The 24,979-nt window shown below is 36.4% G+C and carries 20 protein-coding genes and 6 pseudogenes; 5 read left to right on the forward strand and 21 right to left on the reverse strand.

Translation table 11 applies throughout. The features are described from left to right. Window positions 1–13: 13 nt before the first annotated feature. From motS to J2S17_RS19545, 4 genes are all read right to left on the reverse strand, one after another. Complete coding sequence (motS, locus tag J2S17_RS19530; RefSeq protein WP_307477452.1) at window positions 14–763, reverse strand: flagellar motor protein MotS; 750 nt, start codon at window positions 761–763, stop codon at window positions 14–16. Beyond that, on the reverse strand, window positions 753–1,565 hold the full coding sequence (gene motP / locus J2S17_RS19535) for a flagellar motor protein MotP (protein ID WP_307477453.1): 813 nt from the start codon (window positions 1,563–1,565) through the stop codon (window positions 753–755). Before motP ends, motS begins: the two co-directional genes overlap by 11 nt. 157 nt (window positions 1,566–1,722) lie before the next feature. Beyond that, window positions 1,723–2,721 (reverse strand): catabolite control protein A, encoded by a 999-nt coding sequence (ccpA, locus tag J2S17_RS19540; RefSeq protein ID WP_307477454.1) that lies wholly within the window; start codon window positions 2,719–2,721, stop codon window positions 1,723–1,725. Between the two features lie 415 nt (window positions 2,722–3,136). Next, window positions 3,137–4,210 carry a bifunctional 3-deoxy-7-phosphoheptulonate synthase/chorismate mutase gene (locus tag J2S17_RS19545; protein ID WP_307477455.1) on the reverse strand — a complete coding sequence of 358 codons (1,074 nt, stop codon included), beginning with the start codon at window positions 4,208–4,210 and terminating at the stop codon, window positions 3,137–3,139. A gap of 258 nt (window positions 4,211–4,468) precedes the next feature. On the opposite strand from J2S17_RS19545, the gene J2S17_RS19550 reads away from it, so the two are divergent. Further along, the gene (locus J2S17_RS19550; RefSeq protein ID WP_307477456.1) at window positions 4,469–6,655 is read left to right on the forward strand and encodes a cell division protein FtsA; all 2,187 of its coding nucleotides are present in this window, start codon (window positions 4,469–4,471) and stop codon (window positions 6,653–6,655) included. 9 nt (window positions 6,656–6,664) lie between these two features. Here J2S17_RS19550 and ytxJ read toward each other — a convergent pair whose 3' ends face one another. The 3 genes from ytxJ to J2S17_RS19565 all read right to left on the reverse strand — a co-directional run bounded on the left by ytxJ (window position 6,665) and on the right by J2S17_RS19565 (window position 8,086). Continuing rightward, window positions 6,665–6,994, reverse strand: a complete 330-nt coding sequence (gene ytxJ, locus J2S17_RS19555) for a bacillithiol system redox-active protein YtxJ (RefSeq protein WP_307477457.1) — start codon at window positions 6,992–6,994, stop codon at window positions 6,665–6,667. A gap of 97 nt (window positions 6,995–7,091) precedes the next feature. After that, on the reverse strand, window positions 7,092–7,586 hold the full coding sequence (locus J2S17_RS19560) for a YtxH domain-containing protein (RefSeq protein ID WP_307477458.1): 495 nt from the start codon (window positions 7,584–7,586) through the stop codon (window positions 7,092–7,094). A 20-nt stretch (window positions 7,587–7,606) separates the two neighbouring features. Further along, on the reverse strand, window positions 7,607–8,086 hold the full coding sequence (locus tag J2S17_RS19565; RefSeq protein ID WP_307477459.1) for a DUF948 domain-containing protein: 480 nt from the start codon (window positions 8,084–8,086) through the stop codon (window positions 7,607–7,609). A gap of 285 nt (window positions 8,087–8,371) precedes the next feature. Here J2S17_RS19565 and J2S17_RS19570 point away from each other — a divergent pair, with 285 nt between their 5' ends. Beyond that, complete coding sequence (locus J2S17_RS19570) at window positions 8,372–9,487, forward strand: aminopeptidase (protein WP_307477460.1); 1,116 nt, start codon at window positions 8,372–8,374, stop codon at window positions 9,485–9,487. Window positions 9,488–9,590: 103 nt separating this feature from the next. Here J2S17_RS19570 and J2S17_RS19575 read toward each other — a convergent pair. The 3 genes and pseudogenes from J2S17_RS19575 to J2S17_RS19580 form a co-directional block, all read right to left on the reverse strand. After that, window positions 9,591–10,079 (reverse strand): annotated as a pseudogene (locus J2S17_RS19575) (IS3 family transposase); the annotation flags it as partial. Further along, complete coding sequence (locus J2S17_RS28945; RefSeq protein WP_370875077.1) at window positions 10,007–10,210, reverse strand: hypothetical protein; 204 nt, start codon at window positions 10,208–10,210, stop codon at window positions 10,007–10,009. The pseudogene J2S17_RS19575 and the gene J2S17_RS28945, both read right to left, overlap by 73 nt. A 204-nt stretch (window positions 10,211–10,414) precedes the next feature. Beyond that, the gene (locus J2S17_RS19580; RefSeq protein ID WP_307477461.1) at window positions 10,415–10,813 is read right to left on the reverse strand and encodes a FixH family protein; all 399 of its coding nucleotides are present in this window, start codon (window positions 10,811–10,813) and stop codon (window positions 10,415–10,417) included. Between the two features lie 895 nt (window positions 10,814–11,708). Here J2S17_RS19580 and J2S17_RS19585 point away from each other — a divergent pair. Continuing rightward, window positions 11,709–13,116 (forward strand): annotated as a pseudogene (locus J2S17_RS19585) (aldehyde dehydrogenase family protein). Between the two features lie 303 nt (window positions 13,117–13,419). Then, complete coding sequence (locus tag J2S17_RS19590) at window positions 13,420–13,677, forward strand: hypothetical protein (protein WP_307477462.1); 258 nt, start codon at window positions 13,420–13,422, stop codon at window positions 13,675–13,677. Here the strand turns inward: J2S17_RS19590 and J2S17_RS19595 are convergent. The 6 genes and pseudogenes from J2S17_RS19595 to J2S17_RS19620 form a co-directional block, all read right to left on the reverse strand. Further along, complete coding sequence (locus tag J2S17_RS19595) at window positions 13,637–13,900, reverse strand: hypothetical protein (RefSeq protein ID WP_307477463.1); 264 nt, start codon at window positions 13,898–13,900, stop codon at window positions 13,637–13,639. The two genes, J2S17_RS19590 and J2S17_RS19595, sit on opposite strands and share 41 nt — an antisense overlap. Before the next feature lie 252 nt (window positions 13,901–14,152). After that, a pseudogene (locus J2S17_RS19600) lies at window positions 14,153–15,098 on the reverse strand (carbon-nitrogen hydrolase family protein); the annotation flags it as partial. A gap of 53 nt (window positions 15,099–15,151) precedes the next feature. Further along, window positions 15,152–15,817, reverse strand: coding sequence for a deoxyribose-phosphate aldolase (deoC, locus tag J2S17_RS19605; protein WP_307477464.1), 666 nt, complete (start codon window positions 15,815–15,817; stop codon window positions 15,152–15,154). 212 nt (window positions 15,818–16,029) lie between these two features. Further along, a pseudogene (gene hemQ / locus J2S17_RS19610) lies at window positions 16,030–16,545 on the reverse strand (hydrogen peroxide-dependent heme synthase); the annotation flags it as partial. A 1,271-nt stretch (window positions 16,546–17,816) separates the two neighbouring features. Then, complete coding sequence (gene pdxR / locus J2S17_RS19615) at window positions 17,817–19,247, reverse strand: MocR-like pyridoxine biosynthesis transcription factor PdxR (RefSeq protein WP_307477465.1); 1,431 nt, start codon at window positions 19,245–19,247, stop codon at window positions 17,817–17,819. 422 nt (window positions 19,248–19,669) lie between these two features. Further along, window positions 19,670–19,903 (reverse strand): annotated as a pseudogene (locus tag J2S17_RS19620) (IS110 family transposase); the annotation flags it as partial. A gap of 1 nt (window position 19,904) precedes the next feature. On the opposite strand from J2S17_RS19620, the pseudogene J2S17_RS19625 reads away from it, so the two are divergent. Next, window positions 19,905–20,692, forward strand: a pseudogene (locus J2S17_RS19625) (IS110 family RNA-guided transposase); the annotation flags it as partial. 479 nt (window positions 20,693–21,171) lie between these two features. Here J2S17_RS19625 and J2S17_RS19630 read toward each other — a convergent pair. The 5 genes from J2S17_RS19630 to J2S17_RS19650 all read right to left on the reverse strand — a co-directional run bounded on the left by J2S17_RS19630 (window position 21,172) and on the right by J2S17_RS19650 (window position 24,973). Next, entirely contained in the window at window positions 21,172–21,801 is a 630-nt protein-coding gene (locus tag J2S17_RS19630) for a nitrite reductase (RefSeq protein ID WP_307477466.1), read from the reverse strand. Between the two features lie 60 nt (window positions 21,802–21,861). Then, entirely contained in the window at window positions 21,862–22,110 is a 249-nt protein-coding gene (locus J2S17_RS19635; protein ID WP_307477467.1) for a ferredoxin, read from the reverse strand. A gap of 113 nt (window positions 22,111–22,223) precedes the next feature. Then, window positions 22,224–22,505, reverse strand: a complete 282-nt coding sequence (locus J2S17_RS19640; protein ID WP_307477468.1) for a glutaredoxin family protein — start codon at window positions 22,503–22,505, stop codon at window positions 22,224–22,226. 67 nt (window positions 22,506–22,572) lie between these two features. Beyond that, window positions 22,573–22,824 (reverse strand): DUF8832 domain-containing protein, encoded by a 252-nt coding sequence (locus J2S17_RS19645; RefSeq protein WP_503128669.1) that lies wholly within the window; start codon window positions 22,822–22,824, stop codon window positions 22,573–22,575. Between the two features lie 595 nt (window positions 22,825–23,419). Further along, window positions 23,420–24,973 carry a multicopper oxidase family protein gene (locus J2S17_RS19650; protein ID WP_307477470.1) on the reverse strand — a complete coding sequence of 518 codons (1,554 nt, stop codon included), beginning with the start codon at window positions 24,971–24,973 and terminating at the stop codon, window positions 23,420–23,422. Window positions 24,974–24,979: the final 6 nt, after the last annotated feature.

Below are 24,979 nucleotides of genomic sequence, written 5' to 3' on the forward strand. Positions count from 1 at the left end.
ATGGCATAACCCATTAGTCACTTTCTTTGGCTTCATTCGTTTCTTCAATATATTCAGGATCAGATATAATGATTTCCACTCTGCGATTCTTTTCCCAATTAGAGGGATGATCATTCGGCACAATCGGTCGGGTATCTCCAAAGCCAATTGCCGTGAAGCGTATGCTGTCTATTTCATGGTTTTCAATCAGATATCTTATCACGCTGCTTGATCGTGCAGCAGATAATTCCCAATTAGAGGGATAACGAACTGTCGATATCGGGCGATTATCGGTATGGCCTTCGACTTTAATCAGATTCGCCATTCCCGCAAGCATTTCCCCTAGCTTATCTAGAAAAGAAAATGAGCCTTCGATTAAATTCGCTTCTCCCGTATCAAACAGAACTTGCTCTTGCAAAACGAGTACCACTCCCCGTTCTGTCTTATTTGCAACAATGACATCCTCCATACCATTCGCCTCTAAAAATCCTTGTACCTCTGACAACAATGATTCAAGTGAATGCTTCTGATTATCATTCGATTCATTTTCGTTTTTCTTCTCTGCATCTGTTGGTTCATCAAGCGGAATAATGGATGGGTTGGAGTCAAAAATCGGATTATCACTAAAAGATTCTGAAAGTGCTTTAAATTTAATCATATCTATTTGCGACATCGAAAATAGCAAAATAAAGAACACAAGTATTAAAGTTACTAAATCAGAGTATGTAACCATCCAAATGGGTGCACCCTTTTTATCATTTGAAGGTCTTTTCCTACGCCTCATTATTCAAGGCCTCATCTTCCATCTCTTCTGCTTCCTTACGCTCTTTATCTGAAATGAATGCACTTAATTTTTGTCTTAATATTGAAGGATTTTGACCTGATTGGACGCCAATTACCCCTTCTATGATTACTTGTTTATAAAAGACTTCCTCTTCCGTCTGAGTCTCAAGCTTTGCAGCCAAGGGAATAAAAAATAAGTTCGCTAATAGTGAACCATATAGAGTTGTTAATAATGCAATGGCCATACTAGGTCCTAGGCTAGATGGATCCTCTAGATTTTTCAACATCAATACCAGACCAATTAACGTTCCTATCATCCCCCAGGAAGGTGCGTATTCTCCGGCTTTCTCCAAGATGACACGCCCTTTTCTATGACGCTCCTCCATTGCAATAATATCCGCATCCATAATATCATTGATCATTTGTGGCTCCATACCGTCAACAGCAAGCAAGATGCCTTTGCGAATAAAAGGATCAGATTCATTTCCTATTTCCATCTCCAATGACAACAAGCCTTCTCTCCTTGCGCGCTCAGACAGCTTGACGAATGTTTGAATAAGATGATGGATTGACCTCTCCTGATGAGTAAAGCCCTGCTTAATAACAGTGAATACATGTGCAATACCCTTGAATGGAAAACTTACAAGCAAGCCCGCAATGACTCCGCCGATTACGATGAAGACAGAGGCTGGGTCAAAAAATGAGGAGATACCCGACCATCCTCCCGTTGATACCACACCAAAAATAATCATACATACACCAATGACCAATCCAATGGGTGTTAAACTATCTAGCTTTCTCATTTCCTCTCTCCCGCTCCCTGCTCATTAAGAAAAAGTGAAATCCGCCTTCATATAATTGAAGACAAATCCACTTTTTCCTGTTTACAGTCATAGTGACTCCTATTCTCTCTCTATGGATTACAACCGTTTTCTCTTATCATTTCTATCGGTCAATATTTTACTTTGTTGAGTCTCGTTCTTCAATACGGTGCGGAAGTACTACAATATGGTCTGTTACCTCTTCTTTATTCATATACTTTGTTAAAAGCCTCATCGCAACCGCTCCAATATCATACAGCGGCTGTATAACTGAAGTAAGCTGCGGTCGAACCATTAACGCTAACCTTGTACTATCTGAGCTTATAACTTGAAAATCACCTGGAACAGAGTAACCTTTATCCACTGCACCATGAATAATACCAAGCGCCATTTCATCTGACCCTGCATAGATTGCTGTTGGCTGTGGATCTGCCTCCAACAATCTTTCAAATGACTCTATGCCGGAATCATATGTATAATCGCCTTCAATCACTAATTCTTCTTTAAAAGGAATCTCTGCAGCCTCAAGCGCTCTCTTATAGCCCACTAACTTTTTCTCTTGATTGATCGGCTCTAACAATGGTCCAATTACAATTGCAATATCCTTATGGCCCTTCTCTATAAATGCCGTGGTTGCATCAAAAGCCGCTTGTTCATAATTAATGTTGACCGATGGTATCGTTTCTGACTTTTCGATCGAACCAGCCAGGACAATAGGCACAGGTGACTTTTCAAATTCAGCCACATGCTCTTCTACAATATTTCCGCCCATAAATACGATACCGTCCACTTGCTTCCCAAGCATCGTGTTCAACAGGTGCAGCTCCTTATCCATATTCTGATCAGAGTTGCTCAAGATAATATTATATTTATACATCGTTGCAATGTCTTCTATTCCTCTAGCCAGCTCTGCAAAAAGAGTATTAGAAATATCAGGAATAATGACACCAACTGTTGTAGTCTTCTTACTAGCAAGTCCTCTTGCTACAGCATTGGGACGATAGCCTAGTTTGTCGATCACTTCTAAAACCTTTTTTCTGGTAGTCGGCTTTACATTAGGATTCCCGTTAACCACCCGTGAAACAGTAGCCATTGAAACATTTGCTTCTCTTGCAACATCATATATCGTTATATTCATTTATAACACTCCCTTATAAAGTTCCAGTACCTTATTTAATAACATGCTTCCAAAGCTAACTCTTATGTAACATCATTGCGATGCTAAGAACACATTTCTAATTATGTATTATCATACGACAGAGCGAGGATTGCCGCAATGTCAAGCCATAAATTTTCGCAAAAAAGTCAATATTAATAAAGAAAAGCGGAGGCGACTGTTCAGCCCCGACAAGCTTAAGCCAAAATGGATTGGAGGTTTGCCTTTTAACCTCCGAGCCATTTTGGCTTAAGACCTCGAGGGACTAGGAGCCGCAGCTAGACTAAACGAAATGCGGAGGAGGCTTGCTAGAGCCTAGAACCTTCTTAAGTAAACACCAATCGATATAAGCACAAAGAAGCCTTCTGACAAATGCAGAAGGCTTCTAATGGCAATATTATACTCTTGCAAATGCTGATGTACTTAGCTCTTTCATAAAGTGATCAAATTGATTCAAGTCCATTTGTTGTGCAGAGTCTGATAATGCCACTGCAGGGTCTGGATGTACTTCTGCCATTACACCATCTGCTCCGATGGCTAATGCTGCTTTCGCTGCTGGAAGCAATAGATCTCTTCTGCCTGTTGAGTGAGTTACATCAACAAATACTGGTAAGTGCGTTTCTTGTTTAAGAATAGGAACAGCTGAAATATCTAGAGTATTTCTTGTTGCTCTTTCATATGTTCTAATTCCGCGCTCACATAATATAATCTGCCCATTACCTTGTGCCATGATATATTCTGCCGCGTTAATGAACTCTTCAATTGTTGCTGCCATACCTCGTTTTAGCAGGATTGGTTTATTAACTGAACCCGCTGCCTTTAATAGTTCAAAGTTTTGCATGTTTCTTGCACCAATTTGAATAACATCGAGGTAGTCTACAGCCATTTCAATATCATTCGGGCTGACAATTTCTGAGATAACTGCCAAGTCGTATTCATCGGCGACTCTTTTAAGGATCTTTAACCCTTCAAGACCCAAGCCTTGGAAATCATATGGAGAGGTTCTTGGCTTAAATGCTCCTCCGCGAAGGAGCTTAAGCCCTTTCCCTTTAACTGCTTCTGCTACTGTAGCTACTTGCTCGTAGGACTCAACTGCACAAGGGCCAAATACTAAATGAGATTTGCCGTCACCTATTTTTTCACCCTTCACATCTACGATTGTATTCTCTGATTTTTTCTTGCGTGAAACAAGCAATGCTTTGCGATGATCATCTTTTTGGAGCTCTAAGCCCGCTTTGAAGATCTCCTTGAACATGTGCTCAATTGTAGAGTTTTCGAAAGGACCATTATTATGCTCCTTGATTAAATCAAGCATATTTCGTTCACGGACAGGATCATAACGATAAACACCTTGTGTTTCCTTAACCCTTCCAATTTCCTGAACAAGCTCAGCTCTTTCATTAATCAAAGCTAATAATTGAAGGTTAATTTTATCCACACGGTTACGCAATTGCTCTAGTTCTTTACCCATAACAGTCCCATCCTCTCGAATATAAACTAGCCGTTAGAATAATATGATGCATGACTTGCCCAAAGGTGATTGAAAACTTTATATTCTACCTCTATTCAGACACATTCATCTTTATCGGCCTCAAAATTTATGATACATTTTCTATAATTAGAGTTATTATATATGAAATAAGCTCTCATGTCACTATATTTTTCTTTATTAATTAAACGCTTTTAAGCGATAAAGCATTTAAGTACCTATTAGGAGAAGGTGTAGCCCTTGAATCAACCAAAAAAAATCTTTGCATTAGATATTGGTACACGATCGGTCGTTGGCATTATTCTTGAGAAAAACCATGAGCAATTTAATGTGATTGATATCCTTGCACAAGAGCATTCTGAGCGGGCCATGCTTGATGGTCAAATCCACGACATTGTTGCAGTTTCACGTGTGATTTCAAACATAAAAGAAAAGCTTGAAGAGAAGCATGGTCCACTAAAAAAGGTCAGTGTTGCTGCAGCAGGAAGAGCATTAAAGACAGAAAGAGCATCTGCGTCCATTGACATTAGTGGAAAGCCGCTTATGAGTAAGCAGGATATCCTTCATTTAGAATTAAGTGCTGTTCAACAAGCTCAAGCTAGCGTAGCAGAGAAAAATGCAATCGAAAAAAGTAACCATTATTATTGTGTCGGGTACTCTATCCTTTTTTTTCATCTGGATGGTCAAGAAATAGGTAATTTAATTGACCAGAAAGGAAAAGAGGCTTCTGTTGACATTATTACAACGTTTTTACCCAAGATTGTCATCGAGTCACTCATTGCTGCCCTTCATCGTTCAGGACTGGAAATGGAAGCTTTAACGCTTGAACCAATCGCTGCAATCAATGTGCTCATTCCTCCGTCGATGCGAAAGCTCAATGTTGCTCTTGTCGACATTGGGGCAGGAACGTCAGATATAGCCATCACTGACCTTGGAACTGTAGTTGCCTATGGCATGGTACCCATTGCTGGAGATGAAATTACTGAAGCTGTACAACAATGTTTATTATTAGATTTCCCTTTAGCAGAGCAAGCAAAAAAAGATCTTAACACTAAAGATTATATTACAGTGGCAGATATTCTTGGGTTTGAAACAGAACTGCCGAAAGAAGAGATCATTTCAGATATTTCACCAGCCTTAGACCGCTTAACAACAGCTATTTGTGAGGAGATCTTAAGCTTAAATAATCAGAGAGCCCCTAAAGCAGTTATGCTGGTTGGTGGAGGAAGCCAAACACCTGAACTGACGAAAAGGATAGCAGCTACCCTGCAATTACCAGAAAATAGAGTCGCTATCCGTGGGATTGATGCGATTCAATCTTTATCCATTTCCGAGAGCGTATCTACAGGACCTGAGCTTGTTACACCGATAGGGATAGCCATTGCTGCACATAAATCTCCTGTTCAATATCGGACAGTTTATGTAAATGAGCAGCCCCTTCGTCTTTTTGAAATCAATAAATTAACTGTAGGCGACTGTTTATTAGCTGCAGGTATTAAAATAAGCAAGCTTTATGGTAAACCAGGCCTTGCTATGATTATCTCCTTAAACGGGAACAATATTACTATCCCTGGAAGTCACGGCACCTCTCCAACTCTAACGCTGGATAAACAAATCTGCCAGCTTGATGATGAAGTGAAGAATGGGGATCATCTGGCTGTCATAAAAGGAAAAGATGGCAAAAAAGCTGAAGTCCGAATCAAGGATTTAGTTGATGAGGTAGCTATGAGGCAAGTACAGATTAACGGGAAATCATATACAATTACTGCCTCTGTGATTCAGAATGGACAGCAATCGTCTATGGAGAGCCTCATTGAGGATCGTGATAAAATACTATGCAAAATCCCATCGACTATCGAGGATTTGTTTCGTTTTTTAAAGCTCGATTCTTTTCTAAATGACCTAAAACCGTTAAAAATCATTTTAAATAACAAAGAAACAGTCATTCCGCCAGCAGCAGGCAAACTATTTCGAAATGGCAATGAGATAAAGACGCATTTTCCCTTCGAACATCTTGACCAATTTTCAATTCAAAAGAAGGAACCACTTACCATACGACTTTTAGCACACTATAAACAGCTTCCGTATATAAAAACCATGTTTGTTACCTATAATGGACAAAGTCTACAGCTGACAAAGACCATTTCTATATTTAAACGTGAGCGAGAGATTTTAAAAGAGTATGACTCGATTAATGAGGGCGATCATATTACGTATGAGCAAACAATAAATGCACCTTTCATCTTTCAAGATATTTTCAAACATATTAAAGTCGATATTCCCCATGGCTCCAGCGGGCGATTTACATTATTAAAAAATGGAGAAGAATCTAACTTTCATGACCAAATTAAAGATGGTGACGTCCTGGAGATCGTTTGGCCTATAAAAAAAGTAGTGATTACTAAAAATAAAAAAACATCCAGTTAGGATGTTTTTTTATTTACTTTCAGCAACTGCTGTAGCAAGTGAATCATATGTAATTTTTCTGTGTGATGTATGCCAAGCAACCTCTTTATTATTAAATAAAAACGCTTGTGGTGATTCATGCTTAATATCATACTTCTCTGCAATTTCATTTGATAATGGACGATCTTCTTGAACGATTAGATAAAATGCTTTAACATCCCCGTTTTCATTCGTATATTTTTCATATTCTTCATGAGCGTCTCCACTGATTGGGCATGTATTACTATGCTTTAATAATAACATTTTGCTATTGTCTTCTAATGCCTTCTCAAATGCTTCATTGCTTGTTAGTCTTTCCATTGTCCAGTTCCTCCTTGAAATTAAAATTCAAAAAATAAAACGGTGAAGTAATCGTATCACTTCACCGTCTTGAAAACAAATAGTTCGCTCTTTTTACCTATTGATTTACTTTTTGCTCAGTCTCATCGAAAGCTTTTTTAGTTTCCTCTAGCTTCACTTGGACATCATTTTCATTGGTTACAGTATGACCGCCTGCTAGGACCATTTCATCATCTTCCATTGAAGATTTTTCATGACTTTCTGCTGCGTCTTCTTGGGCTGTTATCTGTTTAATCTTATCAATAATTTCGGTAGATTGCTTAGAAACGGTTTGAGAAATTTCATTTGTTTTTTCCTTTGCTGCATGAACAAATTCATTTCCTTTCTCCATCGCAGTATCACGCAGATGACTTGATTTATCCTTTAAGTTTGAAGCTTGATCATTAATATCACTAATTAGTTCTTTACCAGATTTAGGTGCGAGCAATAGCGCTGTACCAGCACCGACAATACCGCCAATTAATGCCCCAATTAAAAAATCCTTTGTATTAATGCTGTCATCATTCTTATTTACTTGCTTTGCATCTGTTTGATTACGATCCTGATTTCCCATTTTACTCTACCTCCATTTATTTAAGATCTGGATCTTTCTCTTCTCTTTGTCGGAAAACTTTTATCAGCTGAATACGTTTGAACTGGTTCTTCCTTACGCTTTTTATACTTGTCCCTTAATTCAAACAGGACATTGCCCCATTGCACAACCTGTGCAACCTTATCTTTATTTAGTTCAATCTGTGTATTAACAGATGATGTAATATTTTGAATGGACCCGTTAAATGTACGAACAGAGTCTCCAACCTCTTTTACAGCATAGACAACATTGTTGAGACTTTCAGATTTATGCTGAATGTCTTCTGCAAGTGTGTTTGTCTTATGTAATAACTCGGTTGTTTCTCTTGTCACGCCATCTAGTTGTCTCTCAAGACCCACTAATGTGTTAGAAACACTGTTTAATGTGACTTGTAAGGATGTTAATGTTTTCGCTAAATAAATAACTAAAATAAGGAATGCAATAGCTATAACCGCTACACTCAAATATAAAATGATCTGCATACTTTGGGTACACCTCCAGTTGATTAAAATTAAAGAGAACGGCTTTCCGATATGTGGGCTGAATACAATTCTGACATGAAGATATGAATAAGAATTGATTACTTATTCTTTTCCCAATATACATCTTTTCTAAACCTTCTAAAAAAAAACTGCCAGATGCCAAGCCTTTAATTTCTACGTAAATATTACCACAATTTAAAAGACTTTTTAAATGAATAAACAAAACGAAATATTTAGGTTACAATATATAAGTATATATGAATCTGTTTTTCGGAGGGATAAAAGATGAAAGATCCTCGTATTGAACAACTTGCAAAAAATTTGATTAATTATTCCATTCGTCTGCAAAAAGGCGAAAAAGTACTAATTGAAAACTTTGGCCTGCAAAAAGAGCTTGTAACCGCGCTTGTAAAAGAAGCTTATGCAGCTGGCGGCCAGCCGTTTGTCCTTCTTAAAGATCATCAAGTGGATCGCGCATTGCTACTAGGTGCACAGGAAGAACAATTCAACCTGGCAGCGGAATTTGAAGCAAATGTGATGAGCCATATGGATGCCTACATCGGCCTGCGTTCAGGTGATAATATTAATGAGCATGCGGATGTTCCCGATGATAAAATGAGAATCCATGGTTCAACTATCGGACAAAAAGTACATAGAGAAATTCGCGTACCAAAAACGAAATGGGTAGTCTTAAGATATCCAAATTCATCTATGGCACAGCTTGCAAAAATGAGCACGGAAGCATTTGAAGATTTCTATTTTAATGTTTGTAATCTTGATTATGGAAAAATGGACAAAGCAATGGATAACCTTGCAGAGCTTATGAATAAAACAGATAAAGTTCGTTTGACTGGACCAGGCACTGATTTATCATTCTCTATAAAGGATATTCCGTCAATCAAATGTTCTGGTCAAATGAATATACCAGATGGAGAAGTGTATACAGCTCCAGTTCGCGATTCAGTTAATGGTGTTATTTCATATAACACGCCATCTCCATACAATGGCTTCACATTTGAAAATGTTAAGCTTACGTTCAAAGATGGTAAAATTGTTGAAGCAACTGCCAATGATACTGACAGAATCAATAAGATTTTTGACACAGATGAAGGAGCTCGCTTTATTGGCGAATTTGCCATTGGTGTCAATCCATTCATTCTTCATCCAATGCAAGATATCTTATTCGATGAAAAAATCGACGGCAGCTTCCACTTTACACCAGGACAATGCTACGATGAAGCCTACAATGGCAATAAATCTAATATTCACTGGGATTTAGTCAACATTCAGCGTCCAGATTACGGCGGCGGCGAGATTTATTTCGATGATACGCTCATTCGTAAAGACGGCCGCTTCGTTGTGCCTGAACTAGAACCTCTTAACCCTGAGAACTTGAGGTAAATTTGCTAGTTCAAACTTCAGCTGCTTAAACAATATATATCCAGAGAAAAGAGACACCGCTATGTGAACTATGCTCCATTCTTCGGACAGTATAAAAAAGTGCCTAAACAGCTAATAGGTGGTCCCGGTATTGAACCGGGGCCATTTTCTTTAGTCCCCATTGGTAACGACACACATTGTATTCTTCTGTAACTCGATCAACTTCTTCCTTCACATCCGTTAAATTAGTACATGTTTTATATTCTGCTAAATCCTTAAAGTGGCCAAAAAAACTTTCCATCGGCGCATTATCCCAACAGTTTCCCTTCCTGGACATGGATTGGGTTAGCCCAAGTTCCATCACTTTGTTTTGAAAAAGCGGATGGGTGTAATGGAATCCTTGATCAGAATGCAGAATTGCACTCGGATGGAACTCGTAATTCACAGCCTGCCTTAGCTTGTTTAAAGTTTCATAAACGATATTCATTTCTAATGACGTTGATAAATGATACGTAACTATTTCTTTTGTAGCCGCATCTTTTACGCATGACAAATACGTTTTTTGACCTTTTCCATAATAAAGATAGGTAATGTCAGTAAGCAGAATTTTCCCTTTTTATATGCCTTAACAGCTTTAGTTGTAAATTCAGGATTATAGGAAATAGAACGCTCTGAAGCATTTATAATATTGGGATTCTTTTCAAGTTCTTTAATCTGAAATTCAGTATATATATTCTTACTCATAAAAACCCTCCGTCTATACTCATTACATCTATTGAAACATAAAAAACCCCGGATAAGGGACACTTCTTTATGTGTGTCCGTTATCCGGGGTATAGTTCAATAAAGGAAAACCGTATTTTTTGCTAAATAAATTAAAAAGATACTAATTTATATAAAGTGTATTTAACAAAAATGATTAAATTTCAAGTGATGTTAGAGGTTTAATTACGCCTTATCAACATTTATTTTAATTTCAGATGAAGTCTTTATTAAATCACCATCTTTTACTGTAGCCCTCAAATAATATTCACCACTTTTTGGAAACATGGTTTGGATTCGATAAGTACCATTCTTCAAGTTAATAGCACTAGCTTCTGTATGATTATTACTTCCTTTTCCCTTAATTTCAAAGTAGACTTCATCTGCATCTTTTAACTCTTCATTATCCTTTGTAATATTTGCATCAATAAGAATAGCTCGCTCTGGTAACAATACTTCTTGAACCGGTTTTATATCAAACTCAATTAAACTTTCATCGTAACTAGTATCATTCAATATATTTATTGAAAATACAGAAATCATCAAAAAAGTCAATACAATTATAAATACAATTCTCTTTTTCATTTTTCATCCTCCTGAAAATTATTATATAAATATAAATAAAGGTATTTTTTATTTCCATTTTGTAATCTCTGGATTAGAGGCTACAATTTTATTGTAATAGTTTTTGATCTTTATCATCCATCCAATTACTCATTTTTTTAACCATCCAATTATACCTTATTTACAAATGATGCCCACATATCTTATGGAGTTCTACCCTCCCAAGTCTCTCAGAGTCTACGCTCCAAAATTCCTTCGTTCAACCTTTCCATAAGGTGGATGTCGGTCATTGCTCAATGAATCTTATGTCCTTACGTTAGTTGCGTTGCCGCTAATCCTTTGCTGATTGTGTCAATACAAACGTCCAAATCCATTTAGTTAAGGTGTTTTAATAGATTTAAGTTGCTACTTTTTCATTGATAAATGAATGTATATGAGAATTTTTTCTTCCTGAAACACAAACTTTTTACGGGTTTTTCAAGTCTTGTTGTGTATTATGATGGAGAGCTTTAAGAGCTATATTTTTTGCTACTAGAATCATAGATGCCCTGAATAATAATGCTCTTTACTTTTTTCGACCTCGTTTAGTAATCTTGTTTTCCTTAAACTGGCCATTTAATAGAATAACTGTGCACTTAAATCTACACCAAATAAATTTAGATTGATATATTTTTTGGGCTTTTACAATTGGATGGTTAAAAATACAATAAATTAGATGGTCCCCTCAACTACTATATCTTCTAATATAAAGGTAGCTCAATAGCTCATTTATAAAAGTTTTAAATGGCATAGATTACGAGAAATATCTGGGAAATTCACAAAAGGTGTTTGCACCAGAAATACAGTAACAGACAGAAAAGACATTGGCTTTTACTGACTGAAAGTATCTTTTTTTTAATATCTGAAGGGATATTCTATGAATCAATATTTTTTATTAAATAAAAGTTATGTTAATGGTGAGTGGGTTGAAGGGGAAACTGGTCGTATATATAACGGTTTAAACTCATTCGATGATACTAAAGTTTCCAATATTTCAATTGCTTCAAAAGCACAATTAGATTCTGCATTCGAAGCAGCAAGTGAAGCACAAAAAGAATGGGCAAAAAATGCCGAACTTCGTAAACCTGTTATTGAAAAAGTAATCGCTACTTTAAAGAGCACCAGCAAGAAATTGTTGATGTATTAGTTTGAGAAACTGGTAGTAGCGTACTAAAAGGTAATGTAGAAGTTAGCTTTGTTATTGCTGATTTAGAAGAATCATTAAAAACAGTTGACAAAGTAGGCACAGTGAAAACAGTTGAGTCAGCTATTCCTGATAAAATGAATAAAGTATTTCGCATACCACTTGGTGTCATTGCATCTATTTCGCCTTTCAATTTCCCACTATATTTATCTATGCGTACTATTGTGCCAGCATTAGCATTAGGGAACACTATTGTGCATAAAGCGGATCTTCAAACTGTTATCTTGGCGGCTCTGTTATTGCAAAAGCATTTGAAGAAGCTGGCGTTCCAGGAGGTGTATTCAAATTCTTACTGATATACCTGAAATCGGAGATACAATGATTACTAATCCGCATTCAAAACTAATTAGCTTCACATGCTTAACTGGTGTTGGTAAACATATTGGGAAAGTTGCTGGTGAATTGTTGAAACGTACTGCATTAGAATTAGGTGGAAATAACCTATTCTTGAAAGAATGCAGACGTTGACCAGGCAGTGAATGCAGCAATCATGGGTAAATACTTACACCAAGGTCAAATTTGTATTAGTATTAACCGTATCATCGTTCATGAAGATTTATATGAAGAATTCGCTAGTAAGTTTGTAGAACGTGCAAAACAAATAACATATGGTAATCCACAAGATTCATCCACAGTCATTGGCCCTCGTATTAACCATGCACAAATGGAAAAAGTATTAGGCTTTATCGAAGAAGCAAAAGCGGATGGTGTGGAAGTGTTATTAGAGGGTAAACGTGAAGGCAATATTCTACCACCATTCATCTTCCGTAATGTCGATAATGCAAGTAGTTTAGCACGAAGAGAATTCTATTCACCAGTTGTGTCACTCATTAAAGCGTCTACTGATGAAGAAGCGATTCAAATTGCCATTGATACTGAATATGGTTTAAGTTCTGCTGTCTTCACAAGTGATTTAGCACTTGGTGAAGAAGTGGCAGTAGAAATTGAAGCAGGTATGACACATGTAGATGACCAAACGGTTAACTGCTTATCTAATATTCCATTTGGCGGTATGAAAGGCAGTGGAATCGGCCGTTTCGGTAATCCATGGATTGTCGATGAATTTACACAGGCAAAATGAATATCCGTTCAAATAAAACCAAGATTCATCTTGATGAACCAAAAGCAGATGAAATACTTATTCAGATTGTTGCTTCTGGTATTTGTCATACTGATATGGTTGCTCAAGATTAAGAATATCTGGTTCCCCTTCCTGCTATTTTAGTTCATGAGGGTTCAAGTGTTGTAGAAAAGTTGGTGATGGAGTAACGACTTTAGAGCGAGGAGAACATGTTGTAATAGGGCCGGAAGTGTAACCAATGCTTGTCAGGCCATCCATATGTTTGTAAGAAGTTTTTTGATTTATTTTGAAGGATAATGGATGATGGGACTTGCCGACATCACAATCATTTATGAGGAATTAACCAACTTTTTTGGTCAATCTTTATTTGGGACTTATTCAGTTGTAAACGAGAGAAATGTAGTAACGGTGGACAAGGATGTAGATTTAGCTGTGGGGTGGTATGTCAATTTGGAGCACCCCCACTTTGAACAGGATGAAAAAATTGATGTGAATGATTTGCTTTTAGCCAATAAAACGATCACAGATGTACGGTTTCACCATATTGTATCTTTTTATTGAAAATGACAGGGCGTGTTGTCAAATGATCCAATAACAGAATATGTAGATTTATTTTGACATCCGTTGCGACAGATAATCCTATTGTATTAATAAAGGAACGAAAAACGATTCGAATCCATAAGGCTAATACCAATATGCCTAATAAATAACCTCGTGCATATATAGTGGCAATTGTATCAGCTCTTATTTTTGGAAACATAACCTCTCTTTCCATCCATACCATATCCATACCATCCTATTGTTCACACTATATTTATGACAAGCATCCACTTTCTTTTCTAGAAGATAATGCTATTAGAGTGATAAATAGAAAAGTGGAAAAAATGGACTCCAAAATGAAGGAAAGTCAAACAATTAAAAAAGGTCATATCACAGTACTCTCTTCCTTCCTCATATAAACTGCTACAAAATAGTTAGAAAGTCGATTCCCTCCCGATGAAGAAACCAGCTTTTGTATTAAATATAAGTTAGTTTTCCACTCAATGCTTTGCTGCATTTCCCTGTTTACATTCAGTTTAAATACATCAGGTCTGGAATAATGTCCAACCGGATCAAAGTCAAATTGACTTCGTACTATTTGTTTCATATCTAAGTCAGCAATTATTATCTCTTCTTTTCCCCAAACTGGTTCAGCTACATACTCACCAAGAGGCCCAACAATGGCACTTCCTCCACTAGTCATCAGTTCGGGGGCTGATGAAAGATCATCATAACAAGCTAAATCCTCAAGATACATATCCTTTGTTACATATTGATTAGAGGATAAAACAAAGCACCTGCCTTCCATGGCTATATGACGGATGGTTGACTGCCATGACTCCCTATCATCAGCTGTGGGAGCAATATAAAGTTGGACACCTTGAGCATACATTGCTACTCTTGCTAACGGAATATAGTTTTCCCAGCAAATAAGGGCTCCTATTTTTCCATAGGGAGTATCAAACACAGGTAATGTACTCCTATCTCCTCCGACCCAGATAATCCGTTCTGCAGCAGTCGGTTTTATTTTGCGATGTTTTCCTAGGGCTTACCATCAGGCCCAAAAAATAAAAGAGAGCAATACAAAGTGCCTCCGCTAAATTAGCTATCCTGCTCGCTTACACCAATAACAAGGTATAAACCTGCTTTACGGGCTGCTTCACCAAGTACATCTGTCTCTTGTCCGGTACCGAAATTGAATTATCCCAGTAGCGATACCAATCTCTTCTTCCCTCCTCTGTTCTGCTTCCTATTATAGTTCCGAATGAAAAGCCTCTTGGATAGGCTGGAATAAATGCCTCTGGAAAAACGGCTATTTTTGCGCCCCTATTACCAGCTTTTTTAATGAGGCTTATAGCTTTTTTTAACGCTGCATCCTTATCCATAAATACAGATGCAGCTTGTATAACAGCAACCTTGACAGTAAAACTCGTATTTCCCATTTCAAAGCCTCCTTTGTTGAAGCCTAATATACTTTCTAGAAAATAAGTCAGTGTTAATAAGTTGATGCGTTGCCGTTGTTTTTAAAGATTTTAACTGCAGAACTAGTACCAATTCTTGATGCCCCTGCTTCTATCATAGCTTTTATATCAGCAACATTACGGACACCTCCGGATGCTTTAACTCCAACAGTTTGGCCAACCGTCTTTCTCATCAAGGCTACATCCTCAACTGTTGCTCCGTATAACGAAAAACCTGTTGAAGTCTTGACAAAATCTGCACCGGCTTTGACTGATAACTCACATGCTCGAACCTTTTCATCTTCCGTTAAAAGACTTGTCTCAATTATTACCTTTACTAAAGCCTTTCCTTTGGCTGCTTCTACTACACTGCGAATGTCCTGCTCTACTAGAAGGTCATTTTTATCCCTTAAAGCACCTATATTAATAACTGTGTCCACCTCTAATGCACCATTTACAATCGCATTTTTAGTTTCAAATGCTTTTGTTTCAGGTGTATTCGCACCTAATGGAAAACCTATGACAGTACAAACATTGACCCCCGAACTTTGTAATTGCTTTGCTGAGAGACGCACCCATGTAGGATTTACACACACTGAGGCAAATCCATACTGCCTTGCCTCATCACATAATTTTAAAATTTCTTTATCCTTAGTAACTTGCGAAAGTAAAGTATGATCTATCATTTTAGTGAATTCCATTGTTTTCTCTCCTTTAAATTTATATATATTAATGAGATATTCCTGTGGATTTTTCAAAAAAAGTGGGAATTTATCATCTTGTAAGCTATCGATTTTTTCATTGGCAAAATAGAATACAACTCCAATGTAAGTATCTTTAACGGACAGGAGAATGTTCTTTTATAACACGTATAGATTTTAACTCCTGTTCTTCAGACCCTTGAACAAGTTCCTTAGGATAGATTCCTGCCTATAAAATAGGAACCAAACTCGCCAAATCGGGCACTCACTTCATCAAAGCGCATTTCATAAACAAGTTTTTTAAAATGAACAGGATTGTTTGCAAATAGTGCTACGCCCCATTCGAAATCGTCAAACCCAACCAATCCCAAGATGACTTGTTTAACTTTACCGACGTATTTCCGACCAATCAAACTATGACTTTTCATCATTTGATTACGTTCATCAGGCGGTAGCATATACCAGTTATCTTCACCTTCTCGAAGTTTATTTATTGGATAAAAACATAGATAGTCATCAACAGGAACATTTGGATACAGCCAGCTCCTTAACTCTGGCCGGCTTTATGGATTTTCTCCCTTTAGAAGATAATTGCTTAGCTCTACTATAGAAGTGTAAGATGTTGATGGAATGATATATTCTGCGAATTTCGTTTATTAAAAGCAGTTTCAATTTGAATTAGCTCTTGCATGTCTAAGACGAAGAAACATGAACATAAAATCAGCTTTTGCCCTATAATTTGAATTTGAGACATTAGAAAATCGTAACAATTCCTTGACTGTTGTCCAAATTCCATTAGGATGAAATTAAACATGCTTTCTGTATAGGATATACCTAATTCGTTTCATTTTAGATTTGTTCTATTCCCGCATTATTAACTCGCATCGCATGCTCTCGTTCCTGAAGGACAGATGCTGCTACCTGTGAAGACTATTTACATTAAATGGATCCTTCACACGTTTGATACTCTGTATCATGGATCCGATGCTGCTTCGAAACCTACTCTTATTCCTGCGAGACCATATATTTTCGAAAAAATTTTTATAACTAAAATCAGGTATCCTGCTCGAATAAACCCTAAACCGTCTGTATAGTCCTCTTTGTTTGCATAATGAATTTATAGACCATTAAAGACAACCAGGATATGATTTGGGGGGAGTGGAAAAATCCTCTCAATTTTTTAAGATAAGTAATTCCCTGTTGGATTATTTGGTAAACAAATATATATTAAATTTGGTCTTTTCAGTAACCGACAGGATATCACCTATTTCGAATTGGAATTGGCCATTAAGGGGTACCCTCGCTCCCATTAAATATGCACATAAATCATACTCACTAAGTGATGGTAAAGGAACAATAATCTCGTCACTTGCCTCAAGGTATGTTTCTGATATCAAAGTAATTAATTCATCTGCACCATTGGTTATAATAACATTATTAGAAGATAGTGATTTTTGCTATTCAATCGTGCTTTTCAGGTCAGTAGCATTCAGCATCCGAATAACGGTTAAGACTAACCATGCATTCCTTGATAGCTTGTATGATAGCCGATGAAGCCTAGACTAGGGGAGTTTCGTTAGAAGCTAATTTTTTTACTTTGCTGCCGCTCCTAATTCCCTTTGCACGTCTTCCACTGGCTTACCAGGAATGTAAAGCTTTATTTTTCCCAATACAGCACGATGCTTTATTTGGTTTTGATTCATCCTGTTCACTCCTCACTCTCCCATCAGTTTTAATTTATTATCTGACCAAAACATATTAAGAACTTGTGCTGTTTACTAGGCAAATAGCTCCTAGTGAAAAATTAATTGTGAATCTATTCACATGAAAGGTGTTAGTTCATTGATATGCTACAAGTGTAATCAGGAGTTCGAAAGCACACTTTTATAATAATCGATTTGAAAATTTTATAATCATCCATTTTAACACTTTTTAACCCATCCACTTTCCACAAAAAAAAGTCATGAATAAATTCATGACTCGAATGTATCTTTTATAATCACAACACTTGTAGAGCTTCTGCAAATCTTTTTATGCCTTCGTTAATCACTTCTTCCTTCTCCCTCGCAAATGTGAAACGGACACGGCCTTGCTCTGAACCCATAGTTGAACCTGGAATGTATATAACCCCTCTTTTAATTGCCTCTTCAAGTAATTGTATTTCATTAAATTCTTTATTTATTCTGCACCATATGTGGATTCCACCTTGTGGAGTAAAAAAATCAACCTGATCCTTTAAATGATATTGAAGACTTTTTACAATTTGATTTCTACGACTTTCTAGTTTTATTACCAAATCCTTAATGTGTGAAAGAAAAGCCTCCGATTCTAGAAAGTCATTTGCTATCCATTGTGTGAAACTTGCATGTCCAAAATCAACTTGTTGTTTTGCATCCGCCAACCTTTCAATTACTGCTCTAGGTCCTATAATCCAACCTATACGCAATCCTGACGCTACGATTTTGGATAAAGAGCTAATATATAATACGTTCCCATTTAGATCCATAGATTTCAGAGTTGAAACTTTTTCCCCGGAAAAGGAGGTTAAACTGTATGGATCATCTTCAATAATTGGGATTCCTAGTTCAGATGATATTTCAAGAAGCTTTTTTCTGCGATTTTTGTGCATTAAAATACCCGTAGGATTTTGAAAAACTGGAGTTAAAAAGATAATTTTAATTCGATGTTTCTTGTGTAAACTCACAAGGTCATCAGGGTTAATTCCATCTTTATCTACCTTCAAAAAATATGTTTTTAGCCCTGTGGACCTGAATATTGGGAGGTTATAATGATATGATGGATCGTCTATCACTACTGAATCACCAGGTCTTAGTAAGCATTGAACAATCAGGTGTAAAGCTTGCTGAGCACCAGAAGTAATTAGAATAGACGAAGGGCTCGTTATAATATTTCGAAACTCCTTAACATGCTTTGTAATAGAAGTTCTTAATGCTTCACTTCCTTGAGGGTGATCATATCCTAGTCTTCCAATAAAAGACTGTGTATTGGTAATCTCTCTTAGTACTTTAATTGGGAAAAGGTCTTCGGATAGCTCACCACTCGCTAGATTAATTATTTTTTGCTTTTCCATCTCTTTGCGTATTCTTTGAGAAACAGGTAAATTAGGTAAAAAGGAACCTGCCTCAATATACCTGTTCCAACTAGGGATCCTCTTTTTAGTTATTCCCCATATATCTTTACTTATGGTAGTACCACTCCCCCGATTTCGTTGTATAAGGCCATTTGATTCTAGTTCGTCATAAGCTGCTACAACAGTACTTCTATTAACATTTAGTTCTTTAGCTAAGTCTCTTTCAGAGGGGAGTTTTTTATCCGACGGAAATGTACCATCAGCAATACCATTTTCAATATAATCAGCTATTTGTTTATAAATAGGTTTTTTAAATTTACGATCAATATTCCAAACCATTCTATACATTCCTTTTTAGAACTTATTTTAAGTAGTGTATCCAAATTTGCCTTTATATATTTACATTTTCAACAATTATATAATACTGAAGGATACGGATATTCCCGATAAGGGAAAATTCACCACAACTAATAAAAACTATATGCTAATAGAATATTCACATAAAATAAAAAAGAAACCCTCCATATGAACTATACCCCGGATAACGGACACACATAAAAAAGTGTCCGTTATCCGGGGTATAGTTCAATGTGTGCTGTCTCTTTTCTTTATCATTTGTTTGGCCTCTCCGCTTTTCTTCTTTTGTTTGCGTATTATTATTTACCCTTCATCCATTCTTTTTCCCATCGATTTGAATGATCATAAATCTACAAAAAGACCCCAAGAATCATCTTGGAGTTTGAGACTGCATACAAACTTCATTGTACATACATACTTGTTAAATTCTCATTTTGCCTAGTGAGAATACGTAAGTTTAATAGCTGTATACCTCTTTGTTTCATGGGTTCTAGTTCATCTTTATAAAACAAATCACAAAGGTGATGAGCATCAATAATATCTGTTTTTACCTTACGTAAAGTAGAGCTTTTCGCACGATACGATATCAGAGGGTTGATAATGATTAGTACATAATTCTTTTTCTCAAAGAAATGGACATCTAAGTTAAAGTTTCAAACCATTGTAGACCAAGTTTTCCCTCAGTATGTAGGGTTATTCGGGGATTTATATTCGGATGTTTCTTTAAATGTCTTAGAGTCTTTCCCTATATCACACGATGTTTTGGAAGCAGGAGATGCAGTTCTTAGCCAGAAAATTAAAGAATTCTACAAAAGTCGTTCACAGGCCTGGGCAAATGATAAAGCTAAACAGTTAATCTTAGCTGCTTCAAGAAATCCATTCCAACAAAACACCTATCAAAGCCATCTAATTAGCTTAACAATGCTTATTAACATTCTAAAAGAATCAAAAAGCATCTATCTCAATTGGAGTCAGAAATAGATGCCATGGCTAAAAGTGTTGAGGAATATACTATTATCCAATCTATACCTGGAATCGGAGGGAAAATCGCTGCCACGATTGTTTCCGAAATAGTTGAAATAGATCGGTTTACTAACCCTAAGAAGTTAGTAGCTTTTGCGGGCGTCGATCCTAGTGTATTCGAATCGGGTACCTTTAAAGGTACTCAGAATCGGATTACCAAAAGAGGTTCCAGTCGTCTGCGACACGCCTTATTTGTAGCCGTCAGATGTGGGATTAGAGACGCTAGAAAAACAAGAGGATCTAATAGAACTTATTCCTAGAAAAAGAAATTAAGGGCCTTCTATGACAAGAATCGTGAGGAAGGAAAACCTTATAGAGTGTCCATAATCGCTTGTGTCAATAAGCTTTTACATTGGATTTACGCTTTACTTAAACACAAAGAACCTTTCCAAGATATCCCTTAATAGAAATATAAAGGTTTTGATCTTGTGTACTTACCCTGGCATATCCATAGATCATATTTCGTCCTCTTTTAATATGTATTTTTGATAGGTGTTATTGAGAGTCTATCAAGCTAATATATAAAGGAGCCAAAATATTATCAATAGAGTGTACCTTATTGATAAGAAGGAGGTTATTAACTTTTCAAAAAGAATGAATTCAACATTCCGGCTTCTCTATAAATTACTATACACCATTGAGGCTGCCTATTAGCTTGCTCCATTCTGCATATGATTCATCATCATTTTGAACTTCTTAGTCCTCATTGTTCTTGAAGAAACATCCTGGTTTCAAATCTTATGAAATGAAATCAGGATAGAAAGTTAACATTCTAGATTAATAACATTCCCGTTACAGCTTCTGCAAAATCCTTAAATGGTGTTGGGGATAACTCTCAAATTAAGCTATCCGAAAGAAACGGTTATGTTTTGCCATCATTTATTTATCCGGCTATTTGATTTTTAAGGTTATCTAATCCAATACGATTAATAAATTTTAAAAATGGTTCTCTCTTCTTGCCGTGTTCAGCATAAATATCAATGATTTTTTCGACAACCTCATAAAGTTGTTCAGGAATTAGCTGCTCCATCAATAAGGTACCCGTTTGGGCATCCATTCCTTTTGCTTTTCCACCAATATATAAATCATATCCGTTTCTTACTTTCATTACTCCGATATCATTGACTAGAGGTTCACCACATCCAATTGGACATCCGGTATAGGCTGGCCGAACCGTAAAAGGAACTGGTTTTCCGGCTATTCGTTTATTTAGCTCAATTGCAACCGGCATACCCTCTTCTTCTGCACCTTTACAAAAATTGCAGGTTCTTAGGCTCTTAACGAAATTCCCTACCGGGTAACAGGACAATCCCACTTCCTTAAATTTTTCTTTGACTAATTCCACTTTACTTTCAAGCACCTCAATGTAAAGTTGTTGAAAAGTTGTAAACTCCAGTTCATCATCATCATTCATATACTCAGAGATTACAGCCAATTGTTTGGCATTTAATTTTGCACCGAATGATATTCCACCGTTAACAGCTAGTTTAACCATTTTTTCTTTTTGATTCATTCCAAGTTTCACATCCTAGTCATCTTTTTTCATTCGTTTAGAAAATCTTAATTAAACGCTCTACTCGTATTTAAGAGGATCACCGTCGAATGGGCTGTCTGCAACCTTAATCGAATCTGTGGGACATCCTTCAAGTGCATCCATCATATCTTCATATAAGATTTCAGGAACTTCAATCACTCCTTGATTATCATCTAATACAACAAACGCAATTCCTTCATCATCATAATCGTATATATCAGGAGCCGCTGCCCCACAAGCCCCACACGCAATACAAGTTTCTTTATCAACAATTGTATATTTGGACAATTAAATGAACTCCTTTCTATTTGCTATTGATTAATAATACGATACTATGGGATGGTATAAAAATGGTTGAATATACACCAGCTGACTCATTCAGCAGCAGGTTATATATAATATCAGCTATCTATATTTAATATCTTCCTTATTTCATCTATATTTTGTTCAAATCCAATCAGGACTTTTGGTTTATTCATCCATCCTAACAAGGATTTATTTTTAAACACAAAAGCTGGGACAATTCTTGTACCTGTTATTTTGATTAGCTCATCTTCCTTAGACTGGTGTTTGGTTAAATCATAGTCAATATATGATATGTCATTCTTGTAAAGAAACTCTTTCCCTGCCTGGCAATCGGAGCAAGTAGGTCTGGTATAGAGCTCAAGTTGGAATTTCCCCATAAATAATCACCTTTCACTAATATACATGGTCTCAGCCAATTTTCCCTTACTTGGTTTTATCATTTGATTATTTTACCTCTATAACAAATGGATAGGCATTTACTTGTTCTCCAAACTTAAATTCAGCCCAAAGCTTATAAATATCTGGCTTATCAAATTGAGTTTCAAACACAGTTTTATCATCCGCAACTGGGTGAACATGGATATATTTTCCCCCATCTTCATATAAAATAACAACATTGCCTAAGGCGCCTAAATGTGGCTCAGTTTTTGCATCCTTCACATCAAAATTAAGAGTTATCTCTTTGTTGACCTCCAAGGATTCAGTAGTTAATTCAACCGTTTGACCATTGATGGTCTTTGTAAAATCCGTTCGGCAACGAGATTGTTATCATTGTATTCATGATTCGTTTCACCAACATGGAATTCAATAGGTATTACTGAATATTGAAGACCTTTTGGTTTGATGTCAACGAACGATATATAAGAATTACCAACTAAACTTACCTTCTGTTGGTAGATTCCATCGCCCTTTTTCTCTGGATGTAAATGATGGTACTCTTTTATTCTGAACTGACGACAATAAAATGCATGTATTTTTCATGGGAAACTTCCAGTTCTGGAACATGATTATTTTTATCTTTTAACTCAATGGTGAGTTCTCCTTTATCATAGGATACCTATGGTGTAACCTCGCTAACCGTGCTTGTACCATGGTGCTGGTGATGACTATGTTGATAGTTGTGTGATATAAGCTTCTTAAACGATAAATCCTGTAATTGAAAAATATTGTTATCCCATTAAAAATGCAGCTATAATTTCAAAACGATAAAAACCAAAAGCTTTGTTGGTGCTACCCTGGTATTACCCCTATATCAATTATTTAACTTTATTTTAAATCCACAATAAGACTATTAATCCACCTTAATTTGACCCATCATACCATTATCTTCATGTTCTAGAATATGACAATGGAACATGTAAACTCCTTTTTCAGTGAACTTAACAGCAATTTTTGCTTTTTGTCCAGGTTTTAGGGAAATGGTATCTTTTAAACCTAATAAATTGTCAGGAGGCTCCTTTCCATCAATTGATATAACTTGGAATTGTGTACCGTGAATGTGGAATGGATGATTCATGACTCCCATTGAATCTTTTATATTTTCAATTTCCCATACTTCTGTTTCGTTTTGTTTTTGAGAAAAATCGATTCGATTTGCATCAAACTTCTTATCATTAATTGTCACATCTTCGCCCATGCCAGCCAATTTGATTGTTTTTTTTACCTTTTTATTTTTTATTTCATCAGTAAGGGTAAGATTATTTAATGTTTTTGCTTCATTGGTTGTTTGGGAACTATCTAGAGATTCTTTCAAATGAATTGGCAAAATCGTTGTATTTTCTTCATTAACAAGTGTAACTACATTTCCCTTCACTTTTGTTAAATCCACAAGAATTTCGGCCCGTTCAGCAGGTGCAATTTCAATCTCTTTTGTTCTGTTTGGCTTATTCAAGAAACCACCATCACTTGCGATTTGATGAAATTCCATTTCATTATCAAAGTGTAGAGTGTAACTTCTCATATTGGAACCATTTAAAATACGTAAGCGAACTTTTTTACGATCGACTGTTAGTTTTGGATCGACACCCCCATTGATCAAAAGAGTGTCTCCTGTTGTCCCATCTTCATTCATTACTTTGTCATAATCAAGTTGTTTATCATCAGTAAATGTTTTATCTTGAAGAATAATTGGAAAATCATCTTCTCCATAAGTTTTTGGAATATCTAATTTTTCACTATTCTTATCATCGATATAAAGCAGCCCTGCTAAGCCTTTAAATACTTGTTTTCCAGTTTCATGCATAGGGTGTGGATGAAACCAGAGTGTAGCTGCATCCTGTTTAACGGTAAAGTTAATTGTTTCAGATTCGCCAGGTTTCAACACCTTATGTGGACCACCGTCTTCGTTACCAGGTACTTCAAGACCATGCCAATGGAAAGTAGTATCTTCTTTTAAATCGTTAACTAGATGAATAGTTACCTTCTTTCCCTTTTCCACTCGAATCACTGGACCTAAAAAGTCCCCATTATAGCCATATGTTTTTGTTTCAATTCCTTCAAATAATTCGGAAGTGCCATGCTGCGCTCGAACGGTAAATGAAATGGAATTGTTATCCTCGTGATCCGGTTTTAGTACCTTTGGAAAATTTAATTCATTTTTCCCAAGACTACTTTTTAATTCTGTAATGGATTCGTGGCTCATATCCATAGAGGAGTGATCCATCCCCTTCATGTTCATAGAATGACCATTTTGATTATTCATGTTTTTTCCTTCCTGATCGTTAGCTGCATTATTTGTTTGCTCATCTGTTTTTGGATTCATATTTGCATACACACTGTAACCCGCGATGACTACCCCAAGGTACACGATAGCCGAAATGGCCCAAATCATCATACTTCGTTTCATATGTGC

Source organism: Cytobacillus purgationiresistens (assembly GCF_030813235.1).
In the GTDB taxonomy this organism is placed as follows: domain Bacteria; phylum Bacillota; class Bacilli; order Bacillales; family Cytobacillaceae; genus Cytobacillus; species Cytobacillus purgationiresistens.

Coding starts and splice junctions, on each gene's coding strand:
- J2S17_RS28945 (WP_370875077.1), bottom strand. CDS start 10,210: ATGAGTAAGAATATATATACTGAATTTCAGATTAAAGAACTTGAAAAG.
- motP (WP_307477453.1), bottom strand. CDS start 1,565: ATGAGAAAGCTAGATAGTTTAACACCCATTGGATTGGTCATTGGTGTA.
- pdxR (WP_307477465.1), bottom strand. CDS start 19,247: ATGGTTTGGAATATTGATCGTAAATTTAAAAAACCTATTTATAAACAA.
- J2S17_RS19545 (WP_307477455.1), bottom strand. CDS start 4,210: ATGGGTAAAGAACTAGAGCAATTGCGTAACCGTGTGGATAAAATTAAC.
- J2S17_RS19595 (WP_307477463.1), bottom strand. CDS start 13,900: ATGGTATGGATGGAAAGAGAGGTTATGTTTCCAAAAATAAGAGCTGAT.
- J2S17_RS19590 (WP_307477462.1), top strand. CDS start 13,420: ATGGGACTTGCCGACATCACAATCATTTATGAGGAATTAACCAACTTT.
- J2S17_RS19580 (WP_307477461.1), bottom strand. CDS start 10,813: ATGAAAAAGAGAATTGTATTTATAATTGTATTGACTTTTTTGATGATT.
- deoC (WP_307477464.1), bottom strand. CDS start 15,817: ATGGAATTCACTAAAATGATAGATCATACTTTACTTTCGCAAGTTACT.
- motS (WP_307477452.1), bottom strand. CDS start 763: ATGAGGCGTAGGAAAAGACCTTCAAATGATAAAAAGGGTGCACCCATT.
- J2S17_RS19650 (WP_307477470.1), bottom strand. CDS start 24,973: ATGAAACGAAGTATGATGATTTGGGCCATTTCGGCTATCGTGTACCTT.
- J2S17_RS19630 (WP_307477466.1), bottom strand. CDS start 21,801: ATGAATCAAAAAGAAAAAATGGTTAAACTAGCTGTTAACGGTGGAATA.
- J2S17_RS19565 (WP_307477459.1), bottom strand. CDS start 8,086: ATGCAGATCATTTTATATTTGAGTGTAGCGGTTATAGCTATTGCATTC.
- ccpA (WP_307477454.1), bottom strand. CDS start 2,721: ATGAATATAACGATATATGATGTTGCAAGAGAAGCAAATGTTTCAATG.
- J2S17_RS19560 (WP_307477458.1), bottom strand. CDS start 7,586: ATGGGAAATCAGGATCGTAATCAAACAGATGCAAAGCAAGTAAATAAG.
- ytxJ (WP_307477457.1), bottom strand. CDS start 6,994: ATGGAAAGACTAACAAGCAATGAAGCATTTGAGAAGGCATTAGAAGAC.
- J2S17_RS19640 (WP_307477468.1), bottom strand. CDS start 22,505: ATGGGGAAATTCCAACTTGAGCTCTATACCAGACCTACTTGCTCCGAT.
- J2S17_RS19570 (WP_307477460.1), top strand. CDS start 8,372: ATGAAAGATCCTCGTATTGAACAACTTGCAAAAAATTTGATTAATTAT.